Below are 12030 nucleotides of genomic sequence, written 5' to 3'. Positions count from 1 at the left end.
TTTTTATACCAATTTTCTTTATTTGGTGCCGTACAGTCTGTCTCCCGCGTCTCCAAGACCAGGAATGATGTAACCATGCTCATCCAAACGCTCGTCCATTGCCGCAACATAAATGTCTACGTCAGGATGTGCCTCTTGAACTGCTTTCACGCCTTCTGGCGCTGCAATCAGGTTCATCATCTTAATTTGAGTACAGCCGCGTTTCTTGAGTACGTTGATCGCTTCAATAGCAGATCCGCCCGTTGCCAGCATCGGGTCAATCACGATCAGCTCGCGCTCTGTTACGTCTGTTGGAAGCTTCGTATAGTATTCAACAGGCTGCAATGTTTCAGGATCACGGAATAATCCTACGTGTCCTACTTTTGCGGCCGGAATGAGTTTCACTACGCCATCAAGCATACCCAGTCCTGCACGAAGAATCGGAATAAGACCGAGCATACGGCCCGAAATCACTTTTCCTTCTGTCTCTGCAACAGGAGTTTGTACTGTTATTGTTTCGAGTGGAATATCACGTGTAATTTCGTAAGCCATTAAAGTTGCTACTTCATCTACAAGTTCGCGAAAATCCTTTGTGTTCGTGCGCATGTCACGAATAATTGTCAATTTGTGTTGAATCAACGGGTGATCACATACCACCAATTTTCCCATTGTTTGTCCCTCCGGTAGTTTCATCTTCCATTATCAACTCCGGGCAGTTCCTGCTCACAGAAACAAAACCTGTCGATAAATCCTGTATATTATATCATTCCCTATCCTCAAATTACACTATAAACCGTGACAGCTTCGGGACATCAATCAAAAAAAGACCGAAACTACAAAAAGCAGCTTCGGTCTACTTGAAATAAACAGCTTACGAAAGCTATTTATTAGTATGGGTAATATTACTCATTTTTAGTACTTCAAATCAGGGTAAAGCGGAAATTTATCGGTAAGCGCCGTAACTTGACGTTTTGCTTCTTCAAGAACAGCTGCATCTTCCGTGTTTTTCAGCGTCTTCGCGATGATCTTGCCAATCTCGACCATAGCCGCTTCATCCATACCGCGGGAAGTAGCCGCTGGTGTACCAATCCGGATACCGCTCGTTACAAAAGGACTGGTTGGATCAAATGGAATTGCATTTTTGTTTACTGTAATACCGATGGAATCAAGGACATGTTCTGCCTCTTTTCCCGTAATGTTTACACTGCGTGTATCGATCAGCATCAAGTGATTGTCTGTTCCGCCAGATACGATATTGAGACCTTCAGCGATCAAAGTTTCAGCCAATACTTGAGCATTCTTCACTACGTTCTGAGCATACGTTTTGAATGATGGCTGTAATGCCTCGCCCAAAGCTACTGCTTTTGCCGCGATCACATGCATCAAAGGACCACCTTGTGAACCTGGGAATACGGCTTTATCAATGGCTGCTGCCCATGCTTTCGTTGTCATAATCATACCACCGCGTGGTCCGCGAAGCGTTTTGTGTGTTGTTGTAGTAACAAAGTGTGCATGCGGAACAGGGCTTGGATGAAGGCCAGCTGCTACTAGACCAGCGATGTGAGCCATATCTACCATGAACAACGCACCCACATCGTGTGCAATTTTAGCAATCGTTTCAAAATCAATCGTACGCGGGTAAGCACTCGCACCTGCTACAATCATTTTAGGACGATGTTTAAATGCCGCTTTGCGGAGATCATCATAATCAATACGGAACGTGTCTTCTTGTACACCGTAAGAAACAAAGTTGTACAAAAGACCGGAAGCATTTACCGGGCTGCCGTGCGTTAAATGACCGCCATGTGCCAGGTTCATACCAAGAACGGTATCGCCTGGTTTCAGCGCTGCAAGATAAACCGCCATGTTTGCTTGTGCACCAGAGTGAGGCTGAACATTCACATGCTCTGCTCCGAACAATTCTTTTGCACGATCACGAGCGATATCTTCTACGATATCCACATGTTCACAACCGCCATAATAGCGTTTGCCTGGGTATCCTTCTGCATACTTGTTCGTAAGAACAGAACCCATAGCTTCGATAACCGCTTCAGATACGATATTCTCGGATGCAATTAACTCGATGTTATTTTGCTGACGTTTCAGTTCTAAATTCATAGCTTCCAGTACAGCAGGGTCACTTTTACGCAATTGTTCCATAATGATAATTCCTCCTAAGAAATAAAATAATATAAAAAAAAGTTAATCACATGTTGAGGTATTACTTGATGTCTCCATCTGATACACTGCGCGCTGACCCCCGATAAGTTTCGGTCTTGTTATCGCTGTTGTCACACGAGCCTCGCCAATATACCGTCTTTTGGTACGATAGGGTACGGCCACTCGGCGAAGATGCATTCCTATGAGCGTCTCTCCAATATCCATCCCTGCATGAGCTTCAATCGTCTCCGCGAGGCAAGGCTCTGTCAGAGAACGATAAGCTGCTGCTGCCATAGAGCCGCCGGCGGTGGGAATCGGTACGGCAGAAACCTCGGTCAGACCTAAGCGTTCGAGTAAATGCCTTTCCATTACGAGTGCACGGTTGAGGTGCTCACAACATTGAAATACAACTTCGAAACCAAAGGTTTCCTTTACCTCGTTGATCCCATTAAGTAAGGAATCAGCAATCTCTAAAGCACCGCCTGTACCAATATGTTTGCCGGCTACTTCGCTTGTGCTCGTTCCGACAACAACGACTTTTCCAGGCCCTAAATCTCCAGCTTCCGCAAGTTCTCTTAGAATCTCTGCCGTATGCTGGACAAGCTCATGCCATTCTGAAGCAGACTTCTGTTGTTCCACTGGCTATCATCCTTCCTTCTATGACGAGCATAATCAAAAGGCAAGGGCATAACTCAAATGAACAAACACCAATGATATGTTCGCCTTGCCGCCCTTTTTCATTTATTATAACGAAAAAAATGACGAAAGACGAAAAAAGAGCAGTCTGCACGTATAGATACGTACAGAAATGCTCTTTTGCCCAGGCGACCGGCCGATATTTCCAGTGCTCCATCGTGGTTTAATCCACACTTGTCGCCAGTTACACTGGAATCTATTTTTACATTCCATCTCATCATAGAACATCAGATGGCAAAAATCAACCATTTATGATTGCTTACTGTAACTTTTTAATAATGTATATCACAGCTTATCCAGAAGTCGCTCTATTGCTAACCGAATTTCGGCCGCGGTGACATCGTAATCTTCCTTACTGCCGCCAAACGGATCAGATATATCAAAACTTGGGATACGCTGGTGGATCTCAATCATTCGCTGACGTTCAGCTGCTTCAATCTCTTGACCAAGTGACAGTTTCATTTCCAGCTCTGCATACAAACGGTCTCTCTCTTTAAGATCCTCAAGGATTTGTACATCATCCTCCGTATATTCCTTCAGCGTGTAGATACGGTCTGCTGCATTCGGGAAGAAGTGAAGCACATGTTGCTTATGAGAACCGGTTAATGTCAGAATAAGATCTGCCCACTCTACGTGTTCCGAGGTAAGTGAGGAAGATGTAATCGAGTCTTGGATACCGTGATCCTGAAGCACCGCTTTGGCATGACGAGAAATCATACTCCCCTCTGTTGCAGCAACACCAGCGGACCTAACCTTTAGATCAACACCTCGTTCTGCTGCAGCTTTACGGAGTAAACCTTCTGCCATCGGACTTCGGCATGTATTGCCTGTACAAACAAATAAAATATGTTTCATATTCTTCACCTCCATCAGGGCCTGTAAAGCCAGTATCAATCTTTCCCCATCCGCAGGAGATCATTTCTATTGTAAATTGCTTTGGCCTAATACGCAAAATCACTCAGCAAACTGCCTAATACTAGAGAATAAACAAGAGACCAAAGGCAAGTAAAATCGCCCCTCCTACTGCCTCTCCATATTCACCCAAGTTGCGATTTACCCTTCTGCCAATCAGTAGTCCCACAACCGACATGAGAAACCCGCACAGTCCAAAAGCAAATAAGGTCAGCCATAAATCCGTGCGGAACATTCCAAGAGTTACCCCAACGGAAAAGGAGTCAATACTCACACTAAAAGCAAACATCAGTGTACCCGTAAACGTACGGTGATCCATGAAGCTGGTCTCTCCTGAACGAAATGCATTAAAAATCATATGAGCTCCCAGCAAAAGTAACAGTCCCCCGGCTACATAGGAGGTAACTTGTCCAAGCAAGGAACTAAAATACTCACCTGCATAAAACCCGACGAGCGGCATGAGGACATGAAATATTGCAATTAAAATACTCATACGAAGTACATGCAATAATCGAATTCCCTTCATACCAATCCCTATTCCTAGAGAAAATGCATCCAAACCCAGTGCTACCGCCATTATCAGAATGGTAATAAGCTGGCCCCACTGCGCAGAAGCCTCCAGCATTGTTCATACCCCCATGTACACAGCATTCTTGTACACCTTATGCGGACAAGAATGAAAACATGACGAGTATGTTTATTCAGCTACATGGATGATCTGATGACCGGCTGCTTTCAGCAGGCGGTTCATGATCGCATCCCCGAGACCATCCCGGGGGCACGCCTCGGCGTAAAGTACCGAGGCGCCAATCTCGTCACAGCTGCGCAGTGCAGCGTATAGACGGTGAGCTCCCTCGGCTAGCCGCTCCAGGCTGCCGAGAGAATAGACAGCGTCTGCGCGGTACAGATGCAGGTGCTCGCTGAAGGCAAGCACCGCAGTTCGTTCTCCGCGCGCAGCCGCCGCTGAAAGCGCACCGTTCACATATGCGGCTACCGCACCCGGTGCGCCTTGCACTACACGAAGCTCTCCCTTAGGAGCGTAGTGCGTGTACTTCATCCCTGGCGAGCGAGGGGCAGGAGAGGAAGTATCTGTCTTGACCGAATCTACGGAGAGGCCTGGATCAAGGCGTACCTCGGCAGCTACTTCAGCAAGCTGCTCGGCTGTAATTCCGCCGGGTCTAAGAATCGTCACGGTTCCGTCATCATGAGCCTCAATTACAGTAGATTCCACCCCTACTCCTGTAGGGCCGCCATCTACAATTCCGGCAATTCGGCCCATAAGATCTTCTCTCACATGAGAAGCGGTCGTCGGACTTGGACGTCCTGAACGATTTGCGCTTGGTGCAGCAACCGGGCAATCAGCAGCGGCAATCAGTTCAAGCGCTACCGGATGATCCGGCATACGAACACCAACGGTACTGAGCCCTGCTGAGACTTTCTCTGACAAGCTATTTTGTTTTAGCGGAAGGATTAATGTAAGCGGTCCAGGCCAAAATGTATCCATTAACCTGCTGGACAATTCATTAACCGGTTCCGTAAATCCGTCCAGTTGTGCTCTACTTGCAACATGAACAATAAGCGGGTTATCCGAAGGTCTGCCTTTTGCAGCAAAAACAGACTGTACTGCTGCCGTATTTCTGGCATCTGCACCAAGTCCATATACCGTTTCCGTGGGAAACGCAACAATGGAACCGTCTTGAAGCAAGGCGGCTGCTTCCTTCAAGTGTTCCATTGTCTGCTCTTTATTCGTATCCCCTGTCACATCCCAGATGTGAGTCACCATGTCTGATCTAATCTCCGTAGTAACGTCCGCTATATTCTCTATCGAATTCTTCTCATTACACATGTTGTTATCATCCAGTCTCATATATTAATTATCGTACATTATATCACAATTCATGCATTCTTCGGGCGGAGTGCAAATTCGAATATACTATGCCACGATACTCCCTACAAAATCCCAAGCTTTAACCAACATATCCCATAGGAAAAATCGGACTTCAGGCTTGATAGTGCCCTCACTTTCTGATCCTTGCCCCGCTTGTTCATTACTTGCCGTCATATTCTTCTCGGCTACATCTCCATTTTTACCGCCAACGAAGCATAAAGGAGGAAATAACACGCACCACCAGTTCTGTCCTTCCCCTTTACCAAGGGTAACTCGAACAGCTTCATAGTCTCCTGCAGGATAGATTAGTTTGCCATACATTTTTGTCGGAAAAGGTACCGTTGCAAGTTCTACATTATAGTCGTAAGTCAGCCCGCGGTTCTTAAGTTCTTGTCCAACCAGTTCATTCAGCTCAGGCAAATGTCCGCGAACCATGATTCTAGCTTCTTCTAGATTATGCGGGTCAGCCAGTGCCGGCACCCACTCATTCATCTGTTCAACAACCGCATCCCGAATCTCTCTTTTGACCAACTGATCATGAGGCATATCTGAATTCGCTAGAATCCGTAACCGGATCGAATCATGCGGAATGACAGCTTGATGTATGGCTGCATCTGATTTCTGACCTTCCCAGCTCATCATCACAATCATCATACACACCACAATCATGAAAAACTGTTTTATACTCTTCCGCATGTTCTTCTCCCCCTCGAACTCTTCATGTCTATCAGTATGTCCGCGAGTTGGTAGAGTTAAACCTAGCAAACTTATTTTTATTAAAAAGAACTCATAGTTTCATAGAATGGGCTTAGCCTGTAAAAAAAGAAGCATCATCACGATCCTTTTCATAAAAGGAGAATATCCGTGATAATGCTTCATTTTATCAATGTAACATTGGTTTTAAAATTGAATTTTATCTAAAAAGAATACACGCTACGCCTTAGCTTGTTTACGACCAAAGATGCGTTTCTTGCTATGACCGTTTGTTCCTGGAGCAAGAATATCATCATCGACTTCTTGTCCATGTACTTTGATGCTCATAATGAGTCCGATACTCGCCATATTAATGAGCAGTGAGGTACCCCCGTAACTGATAAACGGCAGTGTAATCCCGGTCAGCGGCATAATTCCAATAAATGCACCTATATTCTCAAATACCTGGTACAAATACATCGCGACAACCCCGACAATGATATACGGCCCTGATCGCTCCTTTGATTCCAGTGCAATCAGGATCATCCTATGGATTAATATGAAATATAACAGTAACACGACCGAAGAACCTACAAATCCAAACTCTTCTGCAATTAGTACGAAAATGGAGTCAGAGTAGGTGTAGGGAACACGGCCGGATTGCACGGAAGTTCCCTGCATAAATCCTTTGCCTGTTATCCCGCCTGAACCAATCGCAAGTTTCGCATTATCTGTATGCCAGGAAGCTTTGGCAGTTGCCTTCTCAGGCACAAGCCACGGATCAAGTCGTTCTACCCAGTGAGTACGTCCGAGCTTATCCAAATAATCATAAATGTTATCATGATACACCGTATATAGTTTAATTCCGCCGCCCACGAGTACAGCAATGATAACAAATCCAATTAAAGCATGTGATGCTTTAATATTCCCGATCCAGAGCAGTCCGATTAAAATTACGACATAAGCCATCGCATTACCAAGGTCATTCTGAAGCATAACGAAGGCAAATGGAACAAAGGTCATGAGTCCAATCGGAACGACATCCCTCCAAAACTCCAATTTCGCCTTACCTCTTTTGATAAGTACGGAAGCCAGGAAAATAACCAGGATCAGCTTAAATAACTCGGCTGGCTGAATGGAGATCGGACCGAGTTTAATCCAACCCGATGCATTATTAATATTTCCTCCAAAGAAATTAGCCGCCAACAGAATAAGCAGCCCGAAGAAATAAATATAAAGCGCATATTTCACAAGCAATCTGTAATCGAACAGTGTTATAGCAAACACGGCGCCAAATCCAAGTACATAGAAGGCAAGCATTTTAATATGATGTCCTTCGAGCTTTGGATCACCATGTGTAGCGCTATACAGACACATAACACTGATAATCATCAGCATGAAGATGATCATCAGTGTGGGTACATCCATCTTTTTAAACTTTTGCAGCATGAACCGTCCCCCTAAAGGCGAGACTGGGCATTAATCTAACCAGCCTTACATAATAATGAGCTTGTAACACGATAAGGGAGGTTTATAACCCCTATGTTTCCTATGATCTATACCGACATGAAACGACACTATCCTCTATTGTAATGGATGAAATCGTAAAAAGAAAATGTTCTACAGCTTACAATTTCGTCACCTTTGTATGAATGCCAATGACATGTCTTTCAATTCCAGCTAGATCGGACACGATCTCAATTTGGTCCCAGTGACCAGCCTGCCTTAACAGCTCTGCCACATCTTGCGCCTGTCCCTCTCCAAGCTCAAATCCGACCAAAACAGGCGGCGCAGCAAGCAAATCCAGCTGCGTCATCATGATCCGGTACGGAGCCAGCCCGTCCGGCCCACCGTCAAGAGCGGTGCGCGGCTCATGCTCGCGCACTTCGCGCTGTAATCCGGCGATATCTCCCGCCGGGATGTAAGGCGGGTTCGACACCAGGATGTCGAACCTCTCTCCCGCGAAGGGCGCAAGCAAGTCGCCCTCGCGAAAGGATACGGCTGCGCCGTTTGCCGCTGCGTTCTTCGCGGCAACTTCCAGCGCAGCAGCGCTAATGTCACTGGCTGCAACGTCCCAATGTGGGCGCATTGCCTTTAGCGTCACCGCAATAGCGCCGCTGCCCGTACCAATATCAATGGCCCGCGGTGTTCCGCTTGGCCACAGCACATCGCCGTGCTTCATAATTGCTTCGACCAATAGCTCGGTCTCGGGTCTTGGAATGAGCACCGCTGGGGTTACTTCAAACTGCAGTCCGTAAAACTCCTGCTCTCCAATAATATATTGGACAGGTTCTCCTTGGCCTTTCCGATTCACAGCAACCGTGAAAGCTGTGATCTTCTCCGCCGGAAAGGGTTCCGGCTGTGCCATATAATAAGCAGCTCCTTCGAGGCCAAGCACATGCATCAGCAAAAGCCGTGCATTGTTTTGCGGCTCCATCACGCCGCAATCCTCTAAAAAAGAGGAAGCCTTCACAAAGGCTTCCCGATTGCTGCTTCCCTGCGGTAAGTTAAATTCTTGCCGCATCAAGCATTATTCCCCTTTTTCCATTAGCTCTGCTTGTTGTGCAACCGTGAGAGCAGACAGAATGTCTTCAATATCACCGTTCATCACCTGATCGAGTCTATGCACGGTTAAACCGATACGGTGATCTGTTACACGGCTTTGCGGGAAATTATACGTACGAATCCGCTCACTGCGGTCTCCTGTTCCCACTTTACTCTTCCGTTCGCCGGAAATTTTCGCTTCTTCCTCTTGACGCATCATATCAAAAATACGTGTACGAAGAACTTGCAATGCCTTTTCCTTATTCGAGTTCTGGGATTTTCCGTCCTGACAAGTTGCTACGATTCCCGTAGGAACGTGAGTTACACGAACCGCTGATTTGGTCGTATTAACCGACTGTCCGCCAGCGCCGCTGGAGCAGAACGTATCTACACGAATATCTTTATCATGAATAACGATGTCAAGGTCTTCTGCTTCCGGCATCACCGCTACTGTAGAAGTAGAGGTATGAATCCGGCCGCCGGATTCTGTTGCAGGAATCCGCTGAACACGGTGGGCACCACTCTCATATTTCATTTTGCTGTAGGCACCGCGTCCGTTGATCATGAAGATTACCTCTTTGAACCCGCCGAGGTCATTCTCATTTACGTCCATCAGTTCCACTTTCCAGCCCTGAGATTCCGCATAACGTGTATACATCCGGTACAAATCAGCTGCAAATAGAGCCGCTTCATCTCCGCCAGCAGCACCGCGAATCTCGACAATTACGTTCTTATCATCATTCGGGTCTTTTGGCAGCAGAAGAATATGAATCTTATCTTCCAGCTCTTTCTGGCGCGTGCTCAGTTCATCAATTTCCATTTTGACCATTTCACGCATCTCATCGTCCAGTTTTTCTGCTTGCATCTGCTTAGCTGCTTCCAGTTCTTCCATTACAGTCTTGTATTCCATGTAAGCTTCATAAGAGGGCTGCAGATCGGACTGCTCTTTAGAGTAGTCTCTCAGCTTCTTATTATCACTGACTACATCCGGGTCACACAAAAGTTCGCTCAGTTTCTCATATCGGTCAACCAATGCTTGTAAACGATCCAGCATAAGTAAAATCACCTCTCCATATTCAATGTTTGTCTATATATGATGAAAGCTTCCAACTGTTGATATTCAAATGTATTGTGCCGTATTATTGATGATTTGTATCGCTACAATGTCATCCATCCTTTTAGTATAGAATAAACACTCGTCGCAGTTTACTCTGGCGACTCTTTATTATATCATACGGCAAAGCCCTTGAGAAGATACGGACTGGCGCCCAGAATCATACAGATCACTCCATGCTGAATTCATGAAGAAAGCCTCAGGCTCATCCCGCAAGGAGGAGTCTGAGGCTTCATGATCAGAAGCTATTTCTATACTTATTTCTATACATTAAAACGGAAGTGCATTACGTCGCCGTCTTGTACTACATATTCTTTCCCTTCAAGACGAAGCTGACCGCGTTCTTTGGCACCGTTCATTGAACCTGCAGCCACTAGGTCATCGTATGACACAACTTCTGCACGGATAAATCCACGTTCAAAGTCCGTATGAATCACACCCGCAGCACCCGGTGCTTTGGTTCCTTTACGAATAGTCCATGCACGAACTTCTTGTACACCTGCTGTGAAATAAGTGTACAGACCAAGTAAACGGTAAGCTGCTTTAATCAGACGGTTAAGTCCTGACTCTGCAAGTCCGAGCTCTTCAAGGAACATTGCTTTGTCATCGCCTTCAAGCTCAGCAATCTCAGACTCTACCTTCGCACTAATTGGAACAACCTCTGCATTCTCATCGGCTGCAAATTCTTTTACTTTCAGTACATAAGGGTTAGTGTCTGCAGAAGAAACTTCATCTTCGCTAACGTTCGCTGCATAAAGAACCGGCTTCATCGTCAGCAAGTGTAGATCGCGAATAATCAACTGCTCATCATCTGTCAGCTCAATACTGCGAGCTGGTTTATCATCGTAAAGTACCGCTTTTACTTTTTCTAGAACTTCTACTTCTTGAGCATGCTGTTTATTGCCGCCCTTCATATTCTTACGCGCACGTTCAATTCGTTTCTCAACACTTTCAATGTCTGCAAGAATGAGTTCCAGGTTAATTGTCTGAATGTCGGAGATCGGATCTACTTTGCCATCCACATGGGTAACATTCTCATCTTCAAAGCAGCGAACCACATGTACAATGGCATCCACTTCACGAATATGAGCAAGGAACTTGTTGCCTAGCCCTTCCCCTTTACTTGCACCGCGCACGAGTCCTGCGATATCCACAAATTCAAAAGCCGTTGGTACTGTTTTTTTCGGTACTACAAGTTCTGTCAATTTATCAAGACGCTCATCCGGAACTTCAACGATTCCCACGTTCGGATCAATGGTACAGAATGGGTAGTTGGCACTTTCTGCGCCCGCTTGTGTAATTGCATTAAAAAGGGTTGATTTCCCTACGTTCGGTAACCCTACAATCCCTGCTTTCAAAGCCATTTATATAAACACTCCTCAAATGTATTTGGTGTATATTACGATTTCCATCAAACAATCTTTCTAATTATATATGAGAACTAGAAGGGCTTCAAGGATATTGCCTATGGCAGCTTTCCCCTCTTCCTACTTTTCTTAAGTCACCATTCCCACTGTAGTGAATTGGTTATGTATCTTTTTCCTTATTGCTTAATAAGGAATCATGACAACTCTTTATATAGCGTAATACTTCTAGCATCATATCCCATCTTCTGATACACATGCAAAGCCCGCTCATTGTGTCCAAAAACATGCAGTCCTATGAGATCTGCCTCGAGTTTTCTAGCCTCTTCTTCTAGAAGGAACATCGTCTTAGTACCATATCCCTGGTCCTGGTATTCATCCAGGATGGTAATGTCGTATAAGAATAATTCATTTTTATGATTTCTTCGATAGAGATTAAACCAGATAAATCCGATGACAGCAGGAGTCGCGAGCGCCATATCAATAACCCGGTAGAAATAAGCATTTTCCGTGGAGTACCCTTTCGGCAGAATCCTGCTCATATCCTCCAGCGCTCGACTTTCTGCATGTTCTGGAATCCAGGTACCTGCCTGTATCTTCTCTTTCATATAGGTCACAAGTGTAAACGCCATAAAGTCTTCATATTGTTCTTTATCCATTGCTATCAATTCAAGCTGCAT

Annotated in this window: 12 protein-coding genes and 1 riboswitch; all 12 genes read right to left on the bottom strand. The window is 45.5% G+C overall.

The annotated features are described in order from the left end of the window. Window positions 1-18 precede the first annotated feature (18 nt). Complete coding sequence (upp, locus tag GQY27_RS06370; RefSeq protein WP_160032709.1) at window positions 19-648, bottom strand: uracil phosphoribosyltransferase; 630 nt, start codon at window positions 646-648, stop codon at window positions 19-21. 243 nt (window positions 649-891) lie between these two features. Beyond that, window positions 892-2142, bottom strand: coding sequence for a serine hydroxymethyltransferase (gene glyA, locus GQY27_RS06365; RefSeq protein WP_160032802.1), 1251 nt, complete (start codon window positions 2140-2142; stop codon window positions 892-894). Between the two features lie 39 nt (window positions 2143-2181). Next, complete coding sequence (locus GQY27_RS06360) at window positions 2182-2778, bottom strand: TIGR01440 family protein (protein ID WP_160032708.1); 597 nt, start codon at window positions 2776-2778, stop codon at window positions 2182-2184. 172 nt (window positions 2779-2950) lie between these two features. Further along, window positions 2951-3033, bottom strand: a riboswitch (ZMP/ZTP riboswitch). Window positions 3034-3120: 87 nt separating this feature from the next. Then, on the bottom strand, window positions 3121-3690 hold the full coding sequence (locus tag GQY27_RS06355; protein ID WP_160032707.1) for a low molecular weight protein arginine phosphatase: 570 nt from the start codon (window positions 3688-3690) through the stop codon (window positions 3121-3123). A gap of 121 nt (window positions 3691-3811) precedes the next feature. Then, window positions 3812-4372 carry a manganese efflux pump MntP gene (locus GQY27_RS06350; RefSeq protein ID WP_160032706.1) on the bottom strand — a complete coding sequence of 187 codons (561 nt, stop codon included), beginning with the start codon at window positions 4370-4372 and terminating at the stop codon, window positions 3812-3814. Window positions 4373-4444: 72 nt separating this feature from the next. Continuing rightward, window positions 4445-5593 (bottom strand): L-threonylcarbamoyladenylate synthase, encoded by a 1149-nt coding sequence (locus GQY27_RS06345; RefSeq protein ID WP_201450691.1) that lies wholly within the window; start codon window positions 5591-5593, stop codon window positions 4445-4447. Window positions 5594-5680: 87 nt separating this feature from the next. Then, window positions 5681-6331, bottom strand: a complete 651-nt coding sequence (spoIIR, locus tag GQY27_RS06340) for a stage II sporulation protein R (protein WP_160032704.1) — start codon at window positions 6329-6331, stop codon at window positions 5681-5683. Between the two features lie 237 nt (window positions 6332-6568). Further along, a complete protein-coding gene (locus GQY27_RS06335; RefSeq protein WP_160032703.1) occupies window positions 6569-7777 on the bottom strand; it encodes an FtsW/RodA/SpoVE family cell cycle protein in 1209 nt (402 codons plus the stop codon). A 178-nt stretch (window positions 7778-7955) separates the two neighbouring features. After that, window positions 7956-8852: a peptide chain release factor N(5)-glutamine methyltransferase gene (gene prmC, locus GQY27_RS06330; RefSeq protein ID WP_160032801.1), complete on the bottom strand. Its 897-nt coding sequence runs from the start codon at window positions 8850-8852 to the stop codon at window positions 7956-7958. A 6-nt stretch (window positions 8853-8858) separates the two neighbouring features. Next, window positions 8859-9926, bottom strand: coding sequence for a peptide chain release factor 1 (gene prfA / locus GQY27_RS06325; RefSeq protein ID WP_160032702.1), 1068 nt, complete (start codon window positions 9924-9926; stop codon window positions 8859-8861). 323 nt (window positions 9927-10249) lie between these two features. Then, window positions 10250-11350 carry a redox-regulated ATPase YchF gene (gene ychF / locus GQY27_RS06320; protein WP_160032701.1) on the bottom strand — a complete coding sequence of 367 codons (1101 nt, stop codon included), beginning with the start codon at window positions 11348-11350 and terminating at the stop codon, window positions 10250-10252. Between the two features lie 197 nt (window positions 11351-11547). Further along, window positions 11548-12030 carry a GNAT family N-acetyltransferase gene (locus GQY27_RS06315; protein WP_160032700.1) on the bottom strand — a complete coding sequence of 161 codons (483 nt, stop codon included), beginning with the start codon at window positions 12028-12030 and terminating at the stop codon, window positions 11548-11550.

The organism is Paenibacillus sp. An7 (genome assembly GCF_009870785.1).
Taxonomy (GTDB): domain Bacteria; phylum Bacillota; class Bacilli; order Paenibacillales; family Paenibacillaceae; genus Paenibacillus.
The sequence above is the reverse complement of the archived record's forward strand: the minus strand, read 5'-3'. Positions and strand labels throughout refer to the sequence as shown.

What these genes read in the sequence shown, in the direction of transcription:
- upp (WP_160032709.1), bottom strand. Translation starts at nt 648, where the DNA reads ATGGGAAAATTGGTGGTATGTGATCACCCGTTGATTCAACACAAATTG.
- GQY27_RS06355 (WP_160032707.1), bottom strand. Translation starts at nt 3,690, where the DNA reads ATGAAACATATTTTATTTGTTTGTACAGGCAATACATGCCGAAGTCCG.
- GQY27_RS06350 (WP_160032706.1), bottom strand. Translation starts at nt 4,372, where the DNA reads ATGCTGGAGGCTTCTGCGCAGTGGGGCCAGCTTATTACCATTCTGATA.
- GQY27_RS06345 (WP_201450691.1), bottom strand. Translation starts at nt 5,593, where the DNA reads ATGTGTAATGAGAAGAATTCGATAGAGAATATAGCGGACGTTACTACG.
- spoIIR (WP_160032704.1), bottom strand. Translation starts at nt 6,331, where the DNA reads ATGCGGAAGAGTATAAAACAGTTTTTCATGATTGTGGTGTGTATGATG.
- GQY27_RS06335 (WP_160032703.1), bottom strand. Translation starts at nt 7,777, where the DNA reads ATGCTGCAAAAGTTTAAAAAGATGGATGTACCCACACTGATGATCATC.
- prmC (WP_160032801.1), bottom strand. Translation starts at nt 8,852, where the DNA reads ATGCGGCAAGAATTTAACTTACCGCAGGGAAGCAGCAATCGGGAAGCC.
- prfA (WP_160032702.1), bottom strand. Translation starts at nt 9,926, where the DNA reads ATGCTGGATCGTTTACAAGCATTGGTTGACCGATATGAGAAACTGAGC.
- ychF (WP_160032701.1), bottom strand. Translation starts at nt 11,350, where the DNA reads ATGGCTTTGAAAGCAGGGATTGTAGGGTTACCGAACGTAGGGAAATCA.
- GQY27_RS06315 (WP_160032700.1), bottom strand. Translation starts at nt 12,030, where the DNA reads ATGCAGCTTGAATTGATAGCAATGGATAAAGAACAATATGAAGACTTT.